Below are 20,121 nucleotides of genomic sequence, written 5' to 3' on the forward strand. Positions count from 1 at the left end.
GGTTCCATGCCGGCCCTGCATGGGACATGGCCGCGCCGCTGCTAGCATCGCGCGCGGGCGGGCGCACAGACCCGCTCCCACGAGGGAGGAAAAACCATGACACCGATCGAGGCCGCCACCGTGCCCGGCCCCGCGCCAGTTGCGCCGCAGCAGGACACACCACCGCGCGTGCAGACACTGCCGATCCGCTTCACCGGCTCGGGCAGCGAGTACTTCCGCATCTGGATCGTCAACCTGCTGCTCACGCTGGTGACCTTCTCGCTGTACTGGCCTTTCGCGCGCGCGCGGCGCATTGCCTATTTCCAGAACAACACGCTGGTGGGCGACGACCCGCTGGGTTTTCACGGCGACCCCTGGAAGATGTTCCGCGGCTACATCGTGGTGATGGTGCTGGCCATCGCCTACGGCGCCTTGTCGGAGACCGTGCCCGCCGTGGCCGCGGTGCTGCTCTTGCTGTTCGCGCTGGTGTGGCCCGCGCTGTGGCGCGCCTCGCTGCAGTTCCGCCTGCGCAACACCAGCTGGCGCGGCGTGCGCATGGCCTTCGTGGGTGACCTCAAGGGCGCCTACGGCGCGTTGCTGCCGTTCTTCGTGCCTGCGCTGGTGCTGGTGCTGTTCCTGCCCGACGTGGCCAGCGACGAGAAGCCCTCGCCCGAGGCCTCGCGCCGCGTGCTGTGGGTGCTGGGCGCGGTGGCGGTGTACACGCTCGCGGTGCTGCCCTGGTGTTTCGCGCGTCTCAAGCGCTACCAGCACGGCAGCTACCTGTTCGCGGGCGAACGCACCGAGCTGCGGGCCGGCAACGGCCGCTTCTACGGCCTGCTCGCGCGCGTGATCGGCCTGCTGCTGCTGGTGGTGGCGCTGGTCATCGGTGTGGTTGCCCTGATCGCCTACAGCGGCGGGCCGGGCGCGCGCATGCTGGGCTTCTTCGCCGCCATCGGCGTGATGTACCTGCTGATGCCGCTGATCGTGGTGCCCTATGCCACGGTGGCGCTGCAGAACCTGGTCTGGGCGAACACCCGCACCCGGCACACGCGCTTTCGCAGCGAACTGCGCTTCGGCACGCTGTTTCGGCTCACGCTGGTCAACTGGCTGCTGATCGTGTGCACGTTGGGCCTGTACTGGCCGTTCGCGCAGGTGCGCACGGCGCGCGCGCGGCTCGAATGCATGGCGCTGCAGGTCAAGGGCGACGTGGACAGCTGGATGGCCCGCGCCCAGGTGCGCCAGGGCGGCGTGCTCGGCGATGCCGCGGGCGATTTCTTCGGTATCGACGTGGGCCTGTGATGCCGCGCGGCGCGCCCCTGCTCACGCGCTGGTACGACGGCACCAGCCCGCGCGCGCACGCGGTGTTCGTGCGGCTCGACGGAGACACGCTGGTGATCGAGCCGCGCGAGCCGGGCCTGGCGCCGCAGCTCTACCCCTTGCGCGGCGTGCGCTGGCCCGAGCGCCGCACCCATGGCCAGCGCCAGACCGAGCTGCCCGATGGCGGTCTGCTGCAGCACGCCGACGCGCGCGAGTGGGACGCCTGGTGGGCCAATCAGTCGATCGGTGAGTCCTTCGTGGTGGGCTGGCAGCAGAGCTGGCGTGGCGTGCTCGTCGCGCTGCTCACCACGGTCGCGGTCCTCGGCCTCACCTGGGTCTGGGGCGTGCCCTGGGCCAGCGCGCGGATAGCGCAACACGTGCCGCCCGCGCTCGAGGCGCGCATCGGCCGCGAGAGCATGGAACAGCTCGAGCGGGTGTTCTTCCAGCCCAGCGCCCTGCCCGCGGCGCAGCAGCAGGCGCTGCAGGCGCGCTGGCAGGCCATGGTGCAGCGCGCCCACGCGGCCGGCGAAGCGCCCCCGCACACCCTGGCGTTTCGCGCCTCGCCGCGCCTGGGGCCCAACGCCTTGGCCTTGCCGGGCGGGCAGATCGTGGTCACCGACGAGCTGGTGCGGCTGCTGCACGACCAGCCCGACGTGCTCATGGGTGTGCTCGGCCACGAACTCGGCCACGTGCAGCACCGCGACGGCATGGACATGCTGGTGCGCTCGACCTTCATCAGTGCGCTCGTGGGCGTGGTGTTCGGCGACATGGGCGGCTTCGTCGCGGCCGTGCCTGCGGCGCTGCTCACGCAGTCGTACTCGCGCGACGCCGAACGCCGCGCCGACCAGCGCGCGGCCGAACTGCTGCACGCCAACGGCGTGCCGCCCGCGGTCATGGCCACGCTGTTCGAGCGCCTGCGCGCGCGGCACCAGGCCGGCGAGGACGAGGCGCTGCCCATCGCCATTGCGAGCCACCCGGCCGACGCCGAGCGCGTGCGCTTCTTCCGCGAGTGGGCCGCCAACCCTAGCCGTTGAACTGCAGCGCGGCCAGGCCCGCGTACACGCCGCCGCGCGCCACCAGCTCGGCGTGCGTGCCCTGTTCCACCAGGCGTCCGTGGTCGAGCACCACGATGCGGTCGGCGCGCTGCACCGTGGCCAGGCGGTGCGCGATCACGAGCGTGGTGCGGTCGCGCATGGCGGCCTCCAGCGCGGCCTGCACCACACGCTCGCTCTGCGCGTCGAGCGCGCTCGTGGCCTCGTCGAGCAGCAGCAGCGGCGGGTTCTTGAGCATGGCGCGCGCGATCGCGATGCGCTGGCGCTGCCCGCCCGACAGGCGAACGCCGCGCTCGCCCAGGAAGGTGTCGTAGCCCTCAGGCAGGCGTTCGATGAACTCGTCGGCGAAGGCCGCGCGCGCGGCCGCCTTCACCTCGTCGTCGCTCGCGCCCGGCTTGCCGTAGCGGATGTTCTCCAGCGCGCTGCTCGAGAAGATCACCGGCTCCTGCGGCACGATGCCGATGCGCTCGCGCAGGGCCTGCAGGTCCATGGCGTCGATGGGCGTGCCGTCGAGCACGATGCGGCCTTGCTGCGGGTCGTAGAAGCGCAGCAGCAGGCCGAACACCGTGCTCTTGCCCGCGCCGCTCGGGCCCACGATGGCCACGGTCTGCCCCGGCGCCACCGCGAGCGAGAAACCGTCGAGCGCGGCCTGGGCAGGCCGCGAAGGGTAGTGGAAGCGCACGTCTTCGAACGCCAGCGCGCTGCCGCCCTCGGGCAGCGGCGCGGCCAGTGGCTGTGCGGGCGAGCGCACCGGCGATTCGGTGGCCAGCAGCTCCATCAGGCGCTCGCTCGCGCCCGCGGCGCGCAGCAGATCGCCATAGACCTCGCCGAGCACGGCCACCGCGCCCGCGAAGATCACCACGTAGAACACCGCCTGCCCCAGCTGGCCGGGCGTGAGCTGGCCATTCAGTACCGCCTGCGTGCCCTGGAACAGGCCCCAGAGCACCAGGGCCGCGTTGGCGATGATCACGAAGGCCACGAGCGCGGCGCGCGCGCGTGTGCGCCGCACGGCGGTGTCGAAGGCGAACTGCGTGGAGCGGTCGAAGCGCTGCGCCTCGCGCCCCTCGGCCGCGTAGCTCTGCACCGTGGGAATGGCGTTGAGCACCTCGGCCGCGATCGAGCTCGAGTCGGCCACGCGGTCCTGGCTGGCGCGCGAGAGCCGGCGCACGCGGCGGCCGAACCACATGGCCGGCAGCACCACGAACAGCACCACCGCCACCACCTGCACCATCACATAGGGGTGCGACCACACCAGCATGCCCAAGGCGCCCAGGCCCATCACCGCGTTGCGCAGGCCCATCGAGAGCGACGAGCCCACGACGGTCTGCACCAGCGTGGTGTCGGTGGTCAGGCGCGAGAGCACCTCGCCGGTCTGCGTGGTCTCGAAGAACTGCGGACTCTGGCGCAGCACGTGGCTGTACACGGCGTTGCGCAGGTCGGCCGTGATGCGCTCGCCGATCCAGCTCACGAAGTAGAAGCGCACCGCCGAGAACACGCCCAACGCCACCGCCACCGCGAACAGCTCGGCGAAATGCTCGCGCAGCGCCAGCGCCTGCTCGCCGCGCCCGGCCGGCACCAGGCCGTCGTCGATCAGCAGCCGCAGCGCCGCCGGAAAGGCCAGCGTGGCCGCCGCGGCCAGCACCAGGAACAGCAGCGCCAGTGCGATCTGCAGGCGGTAGGGCCGCATGAAGGGCAGCAGCCCGCTGAGGGAGCGCGGCGATTGGCCGCGCGGACGGTCGGAGGCGGTGGTCATGGCCGGATTCTGCTCCGGCGCCGTGACGCGCCGTCACAACCCGCGTGTGCAACCCGATTGCGTGTCATCGAATTGCACGATAACAATTGGCACACCACCCAACCAGGAGCCGGTTCATGTTCGCCAAGTCCCTCATCACCGCCACCGTGCTCGCGCTGGCCGCCGGCGCTGCGTTCGCCGAAGGCCCGACCTGCCAGGCGCAGTCGGCCGAGAAGAAACTGGCCGGCGCGGCCAAGAACAGTTTTCTGAAGAAGTGCGAGAAAGACGCCGCCGCCGTGTGCGAAGCCAACGCCGCCGAGAAGAAGCTCGCGGGCGCGGCCAAGAACAGCTTCACCAAGAAGTGCGTGAAGGACGCGGTGGGCATGGCCGAGGCGAAGAAGCCGGCCTGAACAGCGGGCGCCGTCGCAGCGGCTACAGCACCAGCCGCTTCGCGTACCCCGTCATCTCCAGGTAGCCACGCCCCACCGTGCGGCCGTTGCTGTCGATCAGGTCCGACAGCCCTTCCCAGTAGATCGCGCCCGTGCTGGCGCGGCTGTCGAGCTCCTGGGCGTCGATGCGGGCGCGCACGGTGTAGAAGTCGGCCGGCGTGCGCACGGCCCATTCCACCGGGTAGCGCGTGCGCGTGAGTGGGCTGGTCCACCAGCGCCGCGGCGCGAAGTCCACCTCGCCCACCGGGAAGCGGTGGATGGCGTTCGGGTCTTGCGCGTCGCCCGCAGCGCGAAAGGAGCCCCCGGCCCAGAGCTTGCTGCCATCGGCGCGGCGCAGCTGGAAGGCCGTGAGGCTGTGGCCCTCGAACAGGTTCATGCCGATCCAGTCCCAGCCCACGGCCTCGGGGTGCAGCAGGGCCTCGCTCCATTCGTGGTCGAGCCAGGCCGTGCCCGTGACGGCGAAGCGCTGGCCCGCCAGGCCGAGCGTGCCGCGCACGCGCAGCTGCGGCTGCGTCACGTAGAAGCTTGCCTGCGCCGCATCGGGGCCCTTGCGCGAGAAGCCGCGATCGCCCTGCAGCAGCCAGGTCTGCGGCGCCTCGGCCTCGAGCTCGATCAGCAGCGTGTCGCCGGTCAGGCGCGTGCGGTAACCGCCGTCGGCGCGGCGCTGCAGGAACCAGTCGCGGATGTGCACCTCGGTGTCGCGCTCGCTCGCGAACACCGCGCGCTCGGGGCTCGGCGGCGGCTCGCCGTTCCAGCGCGCGATGCGCTCGTCGTGGTGCAGCCGCTGGCCGGCCACGTCGGTGATGGCCGCGTGCGCGAACAGCAGTTGGCGCGCCGCGAGCCGGCCCGACAGGGCCTGGGCCGGGTCCACGCGGCTGCGGAAGAAGGTCACCTGGAAGCCGAACTCGCGGCCGGCGGCGTCCTGCGCCTGGCCCGTGAGGTACCACCATTCGGTGCGCGTGTCGGGGTGGGCGCCGTGGTCGCGCGGGAACACCAGCGGCCGCGGCCGCAGCGCGTCGCCGGGGCGCGCCACGTCGCGGGCCTGCGCGCGCGGCAGCGCGAGGGCGGGCGCGAGTGCGAGTGCAAGTGGGGTCAAGAGCAGGGGGCGGCGCGCGATCATGGGTTCACCAGTCCTGTTTCACGGCCTGCACCGCGTCGCGCGAGGCCGCGGCCCGGCCCGCGAGCCAGGCCGTGAGCGTGCCCGCGAGCACCACCGCCACGCACAGCGCCAACAGGCGCGGCCAGGGCAGCACGAGGTCCATGGTCCAGTGAAAGCTCTGCGGGTTCACCACGTGCACCAGCACCAGGCTCACGAGCAGGCCCAGCCCCAGGCCCGCGAGCGCACCCAGCACGGTCCAGGCCAGGCCTTCGAGCGCCACCACGCCCAGCACCTGCGCGCGCGTGAGCCCCAGGTGCGCGAGCAGGCCGAACTCCTTGCGCCGCACCAGCACCTGGGCGCTGAAGCTCGCGGCCACGCCGAACAGGCCGATGCCGATGGCCACCGCCTGCAGCCACACGGTGACGGCAAAGCTGCGGTCGAAGATGCGCAGCGAGGTGGCGCGGATCTGCTCGGCCGACGCGAACTCGACGGCCTCGGCCAGGCCCTGCTGCGCGGCCAGCGCGCGCAGGGCTTCGCGCACCGCGTCCGGGTCGACGCCCTCGGCGGGGTGCAACGCGAGGTCGCTCACGCGGCGGTCGCGCGTGAGCCGCGCGTACACGGCTTCGTCGATCGCGATGCTGCCGTGCTGGCGCGCGTAGTCGCGCCACACGCCGGCCACCACGTAGCGCGCCGCGCGCGCCTCGGGCGCGGCCAGGGCCTGCGCGAGCGCGGGCAGCGCCTGGCCAGGGCGCGCGCCGTACAGGTCCTGCATGGCCTCGCTCACGTACACCGGCACCGTGCCCTCGGGCACGGGCACGGCGCGGCCCACCAGCGGCAAGGGCAGGGGCTCGCCCTGCAGCGTGCGCACCAGCAGGGTCACGGGCGGGCGCGCCGGGTCGAACTGCAGCGGCAGCGCGCGCAGCGTGTCCACGCGCGCCACGCCGGGCAGGGCGCGCACGCCGGCCACGAAGGCCTCGGGCAACGGCGCGCCGTCGGGCCCGCCGCTGCTGCGCAGGTACAGCGGCGCGGGCAGCACGGCGTCGAGCCAGTGCGAGACCGAGTCGCGAAAGCTCGCCACCATCACCGTGAGCGCCACCGACAAGGCCAGGCTCGCGACCACGCCGCTGGTGGCCACGGCCGCGGTTTCGCGCAGGCGCCGCGCGCGCTCCACCGCAAGCAGCGGCAGCGCGTGGCGCGCCACGCGGGGGGCCAGGTGTTCGAGCAGCGCGCCCACCGCGAGCGGCAGCGCCGCGATGCCGCCCACCAGCAGCAACCCCACCGACAGGTACGCCCCCAGCGCAATGCCGGCCACGGGCGGCGCGAGCGCGCACAGCCCGGCCAGCAGCACCAGGCCCAGCGCCAGACCGTGGCGGCGGCGCGGCGGCAGCGCCGAGCCCAGGCCCTTGAGCGCCTGCGCGGGCGCGAGCGCCGCGGCCGCGCGCGCGGGCCACCAGCCGCCCACCAGCGCCGCGGCCAGGCCCAGTGCGCCGTACAGCAGCGCGGCCGGCGCGCTCCAGCGCAGCGGCGGCGTGACACCCGTGAAATAACCGCCGCCGAGGTCGCCGCCCAGCCGCTGCAGCGCCAGCGCCGCGAGCGCCGTGCCCAGCAACAGGCCGAGGGCGCTGCCCAGCAGGCCGATGCCGGCCGACTCGGCCAGCACCAGGCGCAAGCGCTCGCGCGCCGACAGGCCCATGACCCCGAGCAGCGCGAACTGCGGCTGGCGCCGTGTGACCGACAGCGACAGCACCGAGAACACCAGGAAAGCGCCCGTGAACAGCGCCACCAGCGCGAGCACCGTGAGGTTCACGCGGTAGGCGCGCGACAGGCTGCTCACCCGCTCGCCCGCCTGCGCCGGGCCTTGTGCGAACACGCCGGGCGGCAGATCGAGCGCGGCGACCACGCGGTCGAGTGCGGCGCCGGGCGCCAGCCGCAGATCGATGCGACTGAGCTCGCCGGGCTGCCCGGCCAGGGCCTGCAGCGCGGCCACGTCCATCACCGCGAGCGGCGCGCCCGGGGCGTTGACGCGGCCGGCCACACGCAGGTCAGCGCGGCGCGCGCCCAGGCGCAGCGACACGGTGTCGGCCGCGCCCAGCGCCTCGCGCGCGGCGGCGTTGAGGAACACGGTGTCGGGCGCGAACAGGTCGAGCCGGTCGGCGCCAGCGCGCTCGCTGTCCACCAGCGGCAACAGCGCGGGCGCCACGCGCGCCACCAGCAGCGCGTCCACGCCCAGCAGGCGCAGGCCCAGGCGCTCGCCGCTGGCGCTGCGCGCCTCCACCGTGCGTTCGAGCACCGGGCTGGCCACGGCCACCGCAGGGTGGGCGGCCACGCGTTCGAGCAGCGCATCGTCGAGCGGTCCCTGGCGCGCCCGAAGCTCGGCGTCGGGCTGGCCATTCACCGCGGCCACCGCCTGGCCGAATTCGGCCAACGCCGAGGCGTTGATGAGCTGCACCGCGAAGGCCAGGGCCACGCCCAGCGCGACCGCGAGCACCGCCACCGCGCTGCGCCACGGGTGGTGGCGCAGCTCCTGCCAGGAGAAGGTGGCGAGCAAGCGGCGCATGCGCGCAGCTTACGCGGCCCGGCTTGCCCCCGCCCGGCGGTCGGGCCGGGCAGGGCGGGTGTGGTTGAATACGGGCTTTGCTTTTTTCCGTTGAACTGAGGATTTGCCATGGGCAACAAGATCGTCACCGAGGCCGACCGCAAGGCCACCCCGCGTCCCACCGCCGCCAACGGCGTCGTGCTGCCCACGCCCGGCCGTGGTCAGCGCCGCAGCCTGGAGCGCGGCGTGGCCACGCGCAGCAAGAAGAACCCCGGCAAGCGCCCGCACAGCGGCTGATTGAGAACCCCCCCGCCGCGCTGCGCGCGACCCCCCCAGGGGGGCGGCGCCAGCGGCCCGGCGGAGCCGGTTCCGCGGCGCCCCTCGGTCGAGGGGCTCGCGCCAACAAGTCCGCTTTGGCGGGCTTTTTGTTTTCTGCTTTTTGTTTTCTGGTCTGGTCTAGGAGTCCTTCCATGCAACGCCGTTGTCTGTTGGCCGCCGCCCTGATCGCTTCGGCCGGGCTGGCCGCGGCCCAGGCCCCGTTGCGCGTGATCGCGCACGACTCGTTCGAGCTGCCGGCGCCGCTGCTCGCGCAGTTCGAGCGCGAGGCCGGCGTGAAGCTGCAGCTCATCAAGGGCGGCGATGCGGGCGAGGTGCTCAACCGCCTGATCCTCACGCGCGCCAAGCCCATCGCCGACGTGGCCTTCGGCATCGACAACGCGCTGCTGCCGCGCGCCGAGCAGGCCGGCGTGTTCGATGCCTACGACGGCCCGGCCGCCAAGCGCCCGGCCGCCGCGCCACTGGGCGCGGGCGTGGTGCCGGTTGACCTGGGCTATGTGGCGCTCAACGTGGACAAGGCCTGGTTCGCCGGCAAGGGGCTGGCGCTGCCGGCCTCGCTCGACGACCTCGCCAAGCCCGCCTACAAGAACCTGCTCGTGGTGCAGCACCCGGGCACCTCCAGCCCGGGCCAGGCGTTTCTGCAGGCCACCATCGCGGGCCTGGGCGAGGCGCAGGCCTTCGAGTGGTGGGCGAAGATGCGCGCCAACGGCGTGAAAGTGGCCAAGGGCTGGAGCGAGGCCTACTACACCGACTTCACGCGCAACGGCGGCACGCGGCCCATCGTGGTGAGCTACGCGAGCAGCCCCGCGGCCGAGGTCTTCTTCAGCAAGACGCCGCTGACCGAATCGCCCACCGCCAACCTGTTCCTGCGCGGCAGCGTGTACCGGCAGGTCGAGGGCGTGGCCCTGGTCAAGGGCGGCAACCCCGCGCTGCGCCAGGCGGCGGGCCAATTCATCGAGTTCCTGCGCTCGGCCCCGGTGCAGCAGGCCCTGCAGACCAGCATGTGGATGTACCCGGCCGAGCCGGGCACGCCGCGCGCCGAGCTGCTGCGGCGCCACGCGGCCGAGCCCGCGCGCTTCGACAACCCGCCCACCGAACCCGCGGGCGACACCTTGCGCGCCTGGCAGGACCGCTGGGTGCGCACGGTGTTGCGCTGACCCGGCCCATGCGCTTCGCCCTGAGCGCGCTGCCCCTGGGCTTTCTGCTGCTGTTCGCGGCGGCGCCCGTGGCGCGCCTGCTGGCCGAGGGCTGGGGCACGGCCGAGCCGGGCTTCTGGGGCCTGTGGGCCGACGCCTACCTGCGCGGCCGCGTGCTGTGGTCGCTCGCGCAGGCGGGCCTGAGCGCGGCGCTGTGCGTGCTGCTCGGCCTGCCGCTGGCCTGGGTGTTCGCGCGCTTCGAGTTCGCGGGCCGCGCGCTCGCGCTGCGTGCGCTCATGCTGCCCTTCGTGGTGCCCACGCTGGTGGCGGCCATGGGCGTGCTGGCGCTGTTCGGGCCGCGCGGGGTGCTGGGCATCGACGGCTCGGACACGCCCTGGCTGCTGGTCTATGGCAACGTGTTCTTCAACCTCTGCCTCGTGGTGCGTGCCGGCGTCGACGCGCTCGATCAGGTCAGCGCTTCGCGCGTGGCCGCGGCGCGCACCCTGGGCGCCACGCCCTGGCGCGCGTTCTGGCGCGTCGAATGGCCGGCCGTGCGGCCCTGGCTCGCGTCGGCGGCCTGCCTGGCGTTTCTGTACTGCCTGAGCGGCTTCGGCCTGGCGCTGGTGCTCGGTGGTCAGCGCTGGGCCACGGCCGAAGTGGAGATCTACACCCTGGTGGCGCACGAGCTTGCACTCGGCCAGGCCGGCGTGCTCGCGCTGTGGATGCTGCTGCTCAACGGCGCGGTGGCGCTGGCCTATGCGGCGATCGAGCAGCGCCTGGCCGTGCCCGCGCGCGCCGACCGGCTGCCGCGCCGCGCGGCCCGCGGCATGGGTGAGCGCGCCGCCGTGGCGGCCGCGCTCGCGCTGCTGGGGGCGGTGGCGGCCGCGCCCCTGCTGGCCATCGTGTGGCGCGCGGCGCCGGCCCTGGCGGACGGCAGCGCGTGGCGCGTGCTCGGCGAGCCCGCCACGCAACTCGCGCTGGGCAATACGCTGCGCTTCACCGTGCTGGCGCTGGCCCTGGCGCTGCCCATGGGCGTGCTGCACGCGGTGTCGGCGCAGGCGCTGCGTGGCTGGGGCGTGGTGTGGCGCGCCGCGGCCTTCCTGCCCTTCGTGGTGTCGCCGGTCACGGTGGCCTTCGGGCTGCTGCTGCTCTACCCCGAATGGACCGCGAGCCTGCCGCTGCTGGTGGCGGCCTACGCGCTCATCGCCTATCCCTTCATCGCCAAGGCGCTCGCGGCCGCGCTCGACGCCGTGCCGCCGCACCTGGCGCAGGCCGCGGCCACGCTGGGCGCTTCGCCCTGGCGCGTGTTCTGGCGCGTCACACTGCCCCAGGTGTGGCCCGCGCTGCGCCGCGGCACCGCGTTCGCGGCCGCCACCATGCTGGGCGAGTTCGCGGTCTCGCTCTTTCTCTCGCGGCCCGAATGGCTCACGCTCACCACGCTGATCCACCAGCGCCTGGGCCGGCCGGGCGAGTCCAACCTGCAGGCCGCGCTGGTGCTCGCGGGCCTGCTCATGGCGCTGGCGCTGCTGGTCTTCGTGCTCATCGAAGGCCGCGCCCGCCCGCGCCCCGACCCCGCCGACCATGCTCGAACTGCGTGACATCCACCACCGCTGGGACCAGCGGCCCCTGCTCGATGGCGTGAGCCTGCGCGTGGACGCGGGCCGCACCGTGGCGCTGCTCGGCGCTTCGGGCAGCGGCAAGAGCACGCTGCTCAAGATCGCCGCGGGCATCGAGACGCCCGAGCGCGGCAGCGTGTGGTTCGACGGCGCCGATCTCACACGCACGCCGCCGCACCGGCGCGGCTTCGCGCTCATGTTCCAGGACTTCGCGCTGTTCCCCCACCTCGACGTGCAGGACAACGTGGCCTTCGGCCTGGTGGAGCAGGGCGTGCCGCGGCGCGAGGCGCGCGAGCGCGCGCGCGCACTGCTCGAGCGCTTCGGCCTGGGCGCGCATGCGCGCTCGCGCGTGGCCCACCTCTCGGGCGGCGAGCAGCAGCGCGTGGCGCTGGCGCGCGCGCTCATCACGCAGCCGCGCGCATTGCTGCTCGACGAACCCTTCTCCGCGCTCGACGCCGCGCTGCGCGAGCAGCTGCGCGCCGAATTCCGCGAGCGCATCGCCGAGGCCGGCATGGCGGCGATCCTGGTCACGCACGACGAGGCCGAGGCGCGCGCGATGGCGCAGCAGGGCTGGGCGCTGGAGGGCGGCCGGCTCGTGCCGCGCTGGTGAGGTCCGGCACAATGCCCGACACCGTGGACAAGCCCGCCCCCAGCCCGCGCCGCGACGCGGCCAGCCAGCGCCTGCGGCGCATCGACCAGCCGCTGGTGGAAGACATCCGCCTGCTCGGCCGCCTGCTGGGCGAGGTCATCCGCGATCAGGACGGCGCGGCCGCCTACGACACCGTGGAGCGCATCCGCCTGCTCGCGGTGGCCTTTCGCCGCGACGCCGACCTGCAGAGCGAACAGGCGCTCGAGCAGTTGCTCAAGTCGCTCAGCGACGACCAGACGGTGAGCGTGATCCGCGCCTTCACCTACTTCAGCCACCTCGCCAACCTCGCCGAAGACCGCCACCACATCCGCCGCCGACAGGCGCGCGAGCGCGCGGGCGACCAGCAGGAGGGCTCGCTCGACGTGGCGCTGGCGCGGCTGCGCTGGAACGGCGTGCTGCCGCAGACGGTGCGCGAGGCGCTGGCGCACAGCCACGTGTCGCCGGTGCTCACCGCGCACCCCACCGAGGTGCAGCGCAAGAGCATCCTCGACGCCGAGCGCGGCATCGCACAACTGCTCGCGCAGCGCGACGACATCCGCGCGCGCTCGCAGGGCACGGGCGGCGCGCTCGACGCCGTGGCCACGCGCGAGATCGCGGCCAACGAGCTGCAGCTCAAGGCGCGCGTGATGCAGCTCTGGCACACGCGGCTGCTGCGCTTCTCGCGCCTGACCGTGGCCGACGAGATCGAGAACGCGCTGAGCTACTACGACACCACCTTCCTGCGCGAAATCCCGCGGCTGTACGCGAACCTCGAACGCGAACTGCCCGGCGGGCCGGTGGCGAGCTTTCTGCGCATGGGCCACTGGGTGGGCGGCGACCGCGACGGCAATCCGCAGGTCACGGCCGACACGCTCGCGCTCGCGCTGCGCCGCCAGAGCGAGGTCGCGCTGCGCCACCTGCTCACCGAGGTGCACCACCTGGGCATGGAGCTCTCGCACTCGGCGCGGCTGGTGAGCGTGCCCGAGCCGCTGCAGGCCCTGGCCGCCGCCAGCCCCGACACCAGCGAGCACCGCCAGGACGAACCCTACCGGCGCGCGCTCACGGGCATCTACGCGCGCCTGGCCGCCACGCTCAAGGCCCTGAGCGGCGGCGAGGCCGCGCGCCACGCGCTGCCGCCGCAGAACCCCTACGTCGATTGCGCCGATTTCGTGCGCGACCTGCGCATCATCGAAGACGCGCTGCTCGCGCAGCACGGCGAGGTGCTGGCCGACCTGCGGCTGCGCCCGCTGATCCGCGCGGCGCAGGTGTTCGGCTTTCACCTCGCCACGCTGGATCTGCGCCAGCACGCGCAGCGCTTCGAGGCCGTGGTGGCCGAACTGCTGGCCACCGCGAAGCTCGAGCCCGCCTATGGCGCGCTCGACGAAGCGGCGCGCTGCCGCCTGCTGCTGGCCTGCCTCGACGACCGGCGCGCGCTGCGCGTGCCCGGACACACCTACTCGGCCGACACCGAGAGCGAGCTCGCGGTGTTCGTCGCCGCGCGCGAGCTGCGCGAGCGCTACGGCGCGCAGGCGCTGCGCCACCACATCGTGAGCCACACCGGTTCGGTGAGCGACCTGCTCGAGGTGCTGCTGCTGCAGAAGGAGACCGGCCTGCTGCCGCGTCCGCTGGCCGACGGCGGCGTGCCCGGCCTCATGGTGGTGCCGCTGTTCGAAACCATCGACGACCTGCGCCGCGCCGCGCCGCTGCTGCGCGACTACTTCGCGCTGCCCGGCATTGCGTCCATGGTGCAGCGCGCGGGCGGCGAGCAGGAGGTGATGCTGGGCTACTCCGAGAGCAACAAGGACGCCGGCCTGTTCACGAGCAACTGGACCATCCACCGCGCCAGCGTGGAGCTGGTGGCGCTGTTCGACACGCTCGCGCGCGATGGCCTGCCCGGTGTGCCGGCCACGCGCATCCGGCTGCGCATGTTCCACGGCCGCGGCGGCAGCGTGGGCCGCGGCGGCGGGCCGAGCTACGACGCCATCCTGGCCCAGCCCGAAGGCACGGTGCGCGGCCAGATCCGCCTCACCGAGCAGGGCGAGGTGATCGCGTCCAAGTACGCCAACGCCGACATCGGCCGGCGCAACCTCGAAACCCTGGTGGCCGCCACGCTCGAGGCCACGCTGCTGCCGCCGGCCAAACCGATTCCGGCCGAATGGCACGAGGTGGCCGAGCGGCTCTCGCAGGCCAGCGCCGCGAGCTACCGCGCGCTGGTGCAGGAAACGCCGGGCTTCGACCGCTACTTCTTCGGCGCCACGCCGATCCGCGAGATCGCCGAGCTGCACATCGGCTCGCGGCCTGCCACGCGCGGCGCACCCGGGCGCATCGAAGACCTGCGCGCCGTGCCCTGGAGCTTCAGCTGGAGCCAGTGCCGCGTGACGCTGCCGGGCTGGTTCGGCCTGGGCAGCGCGGTGCACGATTACCTGGGCGAAGGCCCGGGGCGCGAGCAGCGCCTGGCCCTGCTCAAGAGCATGCACCGGCGCTGGCCGTTCTTTCGCACCGTGGTCGCCAACATCGACATGGTGCTGGCCAAGAGCGACATGGCGCTGGCGCGCCGCTACGCCGACCTGGTGGACGACGAGGGCCTGCGCCAGCGCATCTTCGCGCGCATCGAGGCCGAGTGGCAGCGCACCGCGCAGGCGCTGCAGCTCATCACGGGCAATGCGCAGCGGCTGGCGGACAACCCCTCACTGGCGCGCTCCATCCACCACCGCTTTCCCTACATCGATCCGCTGCACCACCTGCAGGTGGAGCTCATGCGGCGCTACCGCAGCGGGCAGGCGGGCGAGCGCGTGCAACTGGGCATCCACCTGTCCATCAACGGCATCGCAGCCGGCCTGCGCAACACCGGCTGAGCGCGCGCGGGCGCGGCGCGCTCAGCCGCCGCGCAGCGCCTTGAGCAGCTTCTGGCCCGCGCGGCCGTCCACCGCCCAGCCCAGGCGCTGCTGCTCGGCGCGCACCGCGGCGCGCGACTTCTCGCCAAGCTGGCCGTCCGCCGTGCCGATGTCGTGGCCGCGCGCGAGCAGCAGGGTCTGCAGCTCGCGGCGCTCGGCGCGCGACAGGCCGGGGTCGTCGGTGGGCCAGGGCGTGGCGAAGGGGCCGGCGCCGCGCAGGCGGTCGGCCAGGTGGGCGATGGCCAGGCCGTAGCTCTCGGCCGCGTTGTAGCTGTAGAGGGCGTCGAAGTTGCGTGTGACGAGGAAGGCCGGGCCCTGCACGCCCGCGGGCGCGAGCAGGCCCAGGCTCAGGCCCTCGGGAATCGGCGTGCCGTCGACCAGGTGCACGCCGCGCGCGCGCCACTCGGCGCTCGGGCGTTTGCTGCGCCGGCCTTCGCCCGCGGCCGAGAAGCCTGCGGGCAGCTTCACCTCGAAGCCCCAGGGCAGGTCCTGGCGCCAGCCCGCGCGCTGCAGGAAGTTCGCGGTCGAGGCGAGCGCGTCGGGCGCGCTGTCGAACAGGTCGGCGCGGCCGTCGCCGTCGAAATCGACCGCCAGCCGCTCGAAGGTGCTGGGCATGAACTGCGTGTGGCCGAAGGCACCGGCCCACGAGCCCGTGAAGCGATCGGGCGCGAAATGGCCGGCCTGCAGGATGCGCAGCGCGGCCACGAACTCGGTGCGGAAATAGGCCTGGCGGCGGCCGAAGCACGAGAGCGTGGCCAGCGACTGCACGATGGGCGTGCGGCCGAAGCCCTGGCCGAAGTTGCTCTCGACGCCCCACACCGCGACCACGGTGGCCGGGTCCACGCCATAGCGCTGCTGCACGCGCTGCAGCACCTCGGCGTGTTCCTTCAGGCGGGCTTCGCCGTCGGCCACGCGCTCGTTGTCCACGAGCACGGCCAGGTAGTCCCAGATCGGGGTCTTGAACTCGGGCTGGGCGTCGAGGTTGGCAACCACGCCCATGTTGGGCTGCAAGGCCTCGGTGTGGGCGCGGAACGTGGCCTCGCTCACGCCCGCGCCGCGCGCGGTGCTGCGCAGGCCGTCGAGGCACTGGCGGAAGTCGTCGGTCTGGGCATGGGCGCTGGCGCTGGCGGCCAGCAGCAGGGGAAGCAGGAATCTCATCGCAGACAGAGGCGCGCGGCGCGCCAGAAGTTCAAGCCATCCAGGTGCTGTTGTGTTCGGGCACCAGCGCGCGCCAGCCGAGTTCGTGCTCGATGCGCAGGCGCAGGGCATCGGCGGCCTCCATGTCGCCGTGCGTCACGAACACGCGGTGCGGCGCGCGCGGCAGCTGGCGCAGCCAGGCCATGAGCTGGCCCGCGTCGGCGTGGGCCGAGGCCGAGGCGAGCTGCACCACCTCGGCGCGCACCGGCCAGTCCTGGCCGAAGATGCGCAGTGTTTCCGTGCCCTGCGCCAGGCGCGCGCCGCGCGTGCCCGGCGCCTGGTAGCCGGTGAGCACCACCATGTTGCGGTGGTCGCCCAGGTGCTGGCTCAGGTGGTGCAGCACGCGCCCGCCGGTGGCCATGCCGCTGGCGGCCAGGATCAGCTTGGGCCCGCGCTGCATGGCAATGGCCTTGGACTGCTCCACGCTGGTCACCAGGTGCGCGGCGCGTTCCATGTCGCGGCACTGCGCGGCGCTCAGGCGGTGCTCGCCCAGGTGGTGTTCGTAGAGTTCGGTGGTGTGCACGGCCATGGGGCTGTCGAGGTACACGGGCAACGCCTTGGGCAGCTCGCCGCGCGCCTTGAGCTGGGCGATCGCGTGCAGCAGCGACTGGGCGCGGCCCACGGCGAACACCGGCACCACCGCCGTGCCGCCGCGCGCGGCCAGGCGCGCGAGCGCGGGGCCGAGTTCGGCGAGCAGGTCTTCCTGGGGGTGGCTGCGGTCGCCGTAGGTCGATTCGCACACCACCACGTCGGCCTCGGGCGGGGCATCGGGCGCGGGCATCAGCGCGTCGTCGGGCCGGCCCAGGTCGCCCGAGAACAGCAGCCGCTTACCGCCCACCTCGATCAGCACGCTGGCCGCGCCGAGGATGTGGCCCGCGCCCGACAGGCGCACGCGCCAGCCGCGCAGCGGCTCGAAGACCTCGTGCGGCGGCACCGCGTGCAGGTGCTTGAGGCTCTCGCGCGCGTCGTCCTCGTTGTAGAGCGGCAGGGCCGGCTGGTGCTTGCTGAAGCCCTTGCGGTTGGCGTAGGCGGCTTCTTCCTCCTGCAGGTGGCCGCTGTCGGGCAGCAGGATGCGGCACAGGTCGCGCGTGCCCGGCGTGCACCAGGCCTTGCCCTTGAAGCCTTCGCGCACCAGCAGCGGCAGGTAGCCGCTGTGGTCGATGTGCGCGTGCGTGAGCACCACCGCGCCGATCTGCGCCGGCACCACGGGGAGCGGGTCGCGGTTGCGCAGGCGCAGTTGTTTGTAACCCTGGAACAGACCGCAGTCGACCAGCAGCCGCTGGCCCTCGTGTTCGACCAGGTACTTGGAGCCGGTGACGGTGCCGGCCCCGCCGAGAAATCGGATGTTGACGCCCATGCGGGCATCTTAGGCGCTGCGGCCTGGGTTCAGGCCAGGGCCTCGTTGAGCCAGATCATGAAGACGAATCCGGCGAGCAGCGTGGCGCTGGCCGCGCCCTCGAAGCCGTTGCGGTGCGTCTCGGGAATGATCTCGTGGCTGACCACGAAGATCATGGCGCCGGCCGCGAGCGCCAGGCCCAGCGGGTAAAGCGCGGGCAGGCTGCCCAGCACCGCGATGCCCAACATCGCACCGAGCGGCTCGGCCAGGCCCGTGAGCGCGGCCACGCCCCAGGCCTTGCCCGCGCCCAGGCCCAGGGTGCGCAGCGCCATCGCCACGATCAGGCCCTCGGGCATGTTCTGCAGACCGATGGCCAGCGCCACGGCCGCGCCGCCGTGCACGGCGTCGGCGCTGGCCGGGCCGGCATAGGCCACGCCCACGGCCAGGCCCTCGGGCAGGTTGTGGATCATGAGCGCCAGCACCATGAGCCAGGCGCGCTGCGCCGCGCGGTCGCCGGGCCGGGCGGCCACGGCATGCCCGGGCGCGGCCGGCGGCAGCACCGCGTGTTCGTGCGGCAGGGCGCGGTCGATGCCGAGCATGAGCGCCATGCCCAGCGCCAGGCCCAGGCCGCTGAACAGCGCGCCCGCGCCGCCACCGCCCACCAGGGCGCGGCTGGCCTCGAGCGAGGGCAGCAGCAGCGAGAACACCGCGGCCGCGAGCATCACGCCGGCCGAGAAGGCCATGAAAGCCGCTTCCTGGCGCTTGCCGATGCGCTGCACCACGAACACGGGCAAGGCACCCACGGCGGTGGCCACGGCCGCCAGCAGCGAGGCCTGCACGCCCGCCACCATCGCGCTGCCGCCGTCCACCGCGAGCCACCAGGCCTGCGTGGGGCCCCAGAAGGTCGAGGCCGCCGCCAGGCCGGCCATGGCAAGCACGCCCGCGGCCAGGGCCAGCAGCGCGGTGCGCAGGGCGTGGGCGGGCACGGGGCTTTCGAGCTGCTGCAGCTGGGCCCAGACGGGCTGGATCTGGCGGAACAGGGCGGTCATGGCTGGCGTCCAATCGATATGGCCAGATAGTTTTGCAAAAACTATCGATGAAGGCCAATCGATGCTCGTTATGGCGGGGATAGTCGCGCCATGCCGCCCGCTCACGACCCCTGGCCCGCGCTGACCGATGTGCTGAACCGCCTGCGCCGGGTGCGCCAATTGCGCTTCGAATCGCGCAGCGCGGCGGGCACGGGCTGGGACGGCGAGGGCAAGGGCGGCGTCGCGGTGGGCGAGCCGGCCCCGGGCGTGCTGGTGTTCGAGGAACAGGGCCATTGGCAGGCCGCGGCGCCGGGGCGCGAGCCCACGGCCTTTCGCAACGTGTTCCGGTGGTCGGCGCTGCCCTCGGGCGCGCTGCGCCTGGAACACCTGCGGCGCGGGCCCGAGCAGCCGGTGTTCCTGTTCGACATGGCGCCGGCCGCCGAGGGCCACTGGCGCGAGATCGAGGCCCACCAGTGCGCGGCCGACCGCTACGCCGCCACGCTGGTGTGCGAAGGCCCGCTGCTGCAGGTGCGCTGGACCATCGCCGGCCCGCGCAAGCGCGAGGCCATCCACTACACCTACGGGCCCTGACCGGGCCTCAGCTGAAGAAGTCCTTGGCCTTCTCGAACCAGCCCTTGTCGTTCGGGCTGTGCTTGTGGCCGCCCTTCCTGAACGACTCGTCGAGCTCCTTGAGCAGCTTGCGCTGGTGCTCGGTGAGCTTGACCGGCGTTTCCACCGCCACGTGGCAGTACAGGTCGCCCGGGTAGCTGCTGCGCACGCCCTTGATGCCCTTGCCGCGCAGGCGGAAGGTCTTGCCGCTCTGCGTGCCTTCGGGCAGGTCGATGGTGGCCTTGCCCTGCAGCGTGGGCACGTCGATCTCGCCGCCCAGGGCGGCGGTGGTCATGCTCACGGGCACCTGGCAGTGCAGGTCGTCGCCGTCGCGCTCGAAGATGTCGTGCTTGCGCAGCCGGATCTCGATATACAGGTCGCCCGCGGGGCCGCCGTTCTGGCCCGGTTCGCCGTTGCCGGTGCTGCGGATGCGCTGGCCGTCGTCGATGCCCGCGGGGATCTTGATCTCCAGCGTCTTCTGCTTCTTGATCTTGCCCTGGCCGTGGCAGGTGGTGCAGGGCTCGGGGATGACCTTGCCGCGGCCCTGGCAGGTCGGGCAGGTCTGCTGCACGCTGAAGAAGCCCTGGCGCATCTGCACCACGCCCTGGCCGTGGCAGGTGCCGCAGGTCTTGGCGCTGGTGCCGGGCTTGGCGCCGCTGCCGTGGCAGGTCTCGCAGTCGTCCCAGCTCGGGATGCGGATCTGCGTTTCCTTGCCGGTGGCGGCCTCTTCGAGCGTGACCTCCATCGCGTACGACAGGTCGGCCCCGCGGTACACCTGGCGGCCGCCCGCGCCGCGGCGCGCGCCACCGAAGATGTCGCCGAAGATATCGCCGAAAGCGTCACCGAAACCGCCGAAGCCCTCGGCGCCGCCGGGGCCGCCGCGCATGTTGGGGTCCACGCCCGCGTGGCCGTACTGGTCGTAGGCGGCCTTCTTCTGCGGGTCGGAGAGCATCTCGTAGGCCTCCTTGGCCTCCTTGAATTTCTCCTCCGCGCCCTTGGCCGCATCGCCCTGGTTGCGGTCGGGGTGGTACTTCATCGCGAGCTTGCGGTACGCCTTCTTGATCTCCTCGTCGGAGGCGTTCTTGGGCACGCCGAGCACTTCGTAAAAGTCGCGTTTGGCCATGGTCTTGTGGGCTTGTTGTCGTCGAACACGAACGCCGCGTCAGGTTGCCCGGAC

The 20,121-nt window shown here is 73.2% G+C and carries 16 protein-coding genes; 9 read left to right on the forward strand and 7 right to left on the reverse strand.

Annotated elements, in window-relative coordinates:
• The first annotated feature begins 96 nt into the window (after nt 1–96).
• Nucleotides 97–1,278, forward strand: coding sequence for a YjgN family protein (locus G9Q37_RS03245; protein WP_166224490.1), 1,182 nt, complete (start codon nt 97–99; stop codon nt 1,276–1,278).
• Nucleotides 1,278–2,330: a M48 family metallopeptidase gene (locus G9Q37_RS03250; protein ID WP_166224493.1), complete on the forward strand. Its 1,053-nt coding sequence runs from the start codon at nt 1,278–1,280 to the stop codon at nt 2,328–2,330. The genes G9Q37_RS03245 and G9Q37_RS03250 overlap by 1 nt, the downstream gene beginning before the upstream one ends.
• On the opposite strand, the gene G9Q37_RS03255 is transcribed toward G9Q37_RS03250, so the two are convergent.
• Nucleotides 2,320–4,101, reverse strand: a complete 1,782-nt coding sequence (locus tag G9Q37_RS03255; protein WP_166224496.1) for an ABC transporter transmembrane domain-containing protein — start codon at nt 4,099–4,101, stop codon at nt 2,320–2,322. The two genes, G9Q37_RS03250 and G9Q37_RS03255, sit on opposite strands and share 11 nt — an antisense overlap.
• A 116-nt stretch (nt 4,102–4,217) precedes the next feature.
• Between G9Q37_RS03255 and G9Q37_RS03260 the strand changes: the two genes are divergently transcribed.
• Nucleotides 4,218–4,490, forward strand: coding sequence for a hypothetical protein (locus G9Q37_RS03260; protein ID WP_166224499.1), 273 nt, complete (start codon nt 4,218–4,220; stop codon nt 4,488–4,490).
• Between the two features lie 22 nt (nt 4,491–4,512).
• Here the strand turns inward: G9Q37_RS03260 and G9Q37_RS03265 are convergent, their stop codons facing one another.
• Together G9Q37_RS03265 and G9Q37_RS03270 are read right to left on the reverse strand one after the other, a co-directional pair.
• Nucleotides 4,513–5,649: a lipocalin-like domain-containing protein gene (locus G9Q37_RS03265; RefSeq protein ID WP_166224502.1), complete on the reverse strand. Its 1,137-nt coding sequence runs from the start codon at nt 5,647–5,649 to the stop codon at nt 4,513–4,515.
• 4 nt (nt 5,650–5,653) lie between these two features.
• The gene (locus tag G9Q37_RS03270; RefSeq protein ID WP_166224505.1) at nt 5,654–8,185 is read right to left on the reverse strand and encodes an ABC transporter permease; all 2,532 of its coding nucleotides are present in this window, start codon (nt 8,183–8,185) and stop codon (nt 5,654–5,656) included.
• Nucleotides 8,186–8,293: 108 nt separating this feature from the next.
• Between G9Q37_RS03270 and G9Q37_RS03275 the strand changes: the two genes are divergently transcribed.
• From G9Q37_RS03275 to ppc, 5 genes are all read left to right on the forward strand, one after another.
• Complete coding sequence (locus G9Q37_RS03275) at nt 8,294–8,461, forward strand: hypothetical protein (RefSeq protein ID WP_166224508.1); 168 nt, start codon at nt 8,294–8,296, stop codon at nt 8,459–8,461.
• A 173-nt stretch (nt 8,462–8,634) separates the two neighbouring features.
• Nucleotides 8,635–9,657, forward strand: a complete 1,023-nt coding sequence (locus G9Q37_RS03280; RefSeq protein WP_166224511.1) for a thiamine ABC transporter substrate-binding protein — start codon at nt 8,635–8,637, stop codon at nt 9,655–9,657.
• A gap of 8 nt (nt 9,658–9,665) precedes the next feature.
• The gene (locus G9Q37_RS03285; RefSeq protein ID WP_166224514.1) at nt 9,666–11,234 is read left to right on the forward strand and encodes an ABC transporter permease; all 1,569 of its coding nucleotides are present in this window, start codon (nt 9,666–9,668) and stop codon (nt 11,232–11,234) included.
• On the forward strand, nt 11,218–11,862 hold the full coding sequence (locus tag G9Q37_RS03290) for an ABC transporter ATP-binding protein (protein WP_166224517.1): 645 nt from the start codon (nt 11,218–11,220) through the stop codon (nt 11,860–11,862). The genes G9Q37_RS03285 and G9Q37_RS03290 overlap by 17 nt, the downstream gene beginning before the upstream one ends.
• An 11-nt stretch (nt 11,863–11,873) precedes the next feature.
• On the forward strand, nt 11,874–14,735 hold the full coding sequence (ppc, locus tag G9Q37_RS03295; protein ID WP_166224520.1) for a phosphoenolpyruvate carboxylase: 2,862 nt from the start codon (nt 11,874–11,876) through the stop codon (nt 14,733–14,735).
• A gap of 21 nt (nt 14,736–14,756) precedes the next feature.
• Here the strand turns inward: ppc and G9Q37_RS03300 are convergent, their stop codons facing one another.
• Genes G9Q37_RS03300 through G9Q37_RS03310 form a run of 3 tightly spaced genes read right to left on the reverse strand, consistent with a single transcriptional unit; the run spans nt 14,757 to nt 18,356 of the window.
• A complete protein-coding gene (locus tag G9Q37_RS03300) occupies nt 14,757–15,932 on the reverse strand; it encodes a lytic murein transglycosylase (protein WP_166224523.1) in 1,176 nt (391 codons plus the stop codon).
• A 31-nt stretch (nt 15,933–15,963) separates the two neighbouring features.
• A complete protein-coding gene (locus tag G9Q37_RS03305) occupies nt 15,964–17,328 on the reverse strand; it encodes an MBL fold metallo-hydrolase (protein ID WP_166224526.1) in 1,365 nt (454 codons plus the stop codon).
• Between the two features lie 29 nt (nt 17,329–17,357).
• Nucleotides 17,358–18,356, reverse strand: coding sequence for a ZIP family metal transporter (locus G9Q37_RS03310; protein WP_166224529.1), 999 nt, complete (start codon nt 18,354–18,356; stop codon nt 17,358–17,360).
• 90 nt (nt 18,357–18,446) lie between these two features.
• On the opposite strand from G9Q37_RS03310, the gene G9Q37_RS03315 reads away from it, so the two are divergent.
• Nucleotides 18,447–18,926, forward strand: coding sequence for a DUF6314 family protein (locus G9Q37_RS03315; protein WP_166224532.1), 480 nt, complete (start codon nt 18,447–18,449; stop codon nt 18,924–18,926).
• Between the two features lie 7 nt (nt 18,927–18,933).
• Here the strand turns inward: G9Q37_RS03315 and dnaJ are convergent, their stop codons facing one another.
• On the reverse strand, nt 18,934–20,067 hold the full coding sequence (dnaJ, locus tag G9Q37_RS03320; RefSeq protein WP_166224535.1) for a molecular chaperone DnaJ: 1,134 nt from the start codon (nt 20,065–20,067) through the stop codon (nt 18,934–18,936).
• Nucleotides 20,068–20,121 lie beyond the last annotated feature (54 nt).

Origin of the sequence: Hydrogenophaga crocea (assembly GCF_011388215.1) — a bacterium.
Classification (GTDB): Bacteria; Pseudomonadota; Gammaproteobacteria; order Burkholderiales; family Burkholderiaceae_C; genus Hydrogenophaga; species Hydrogenophaga crocea.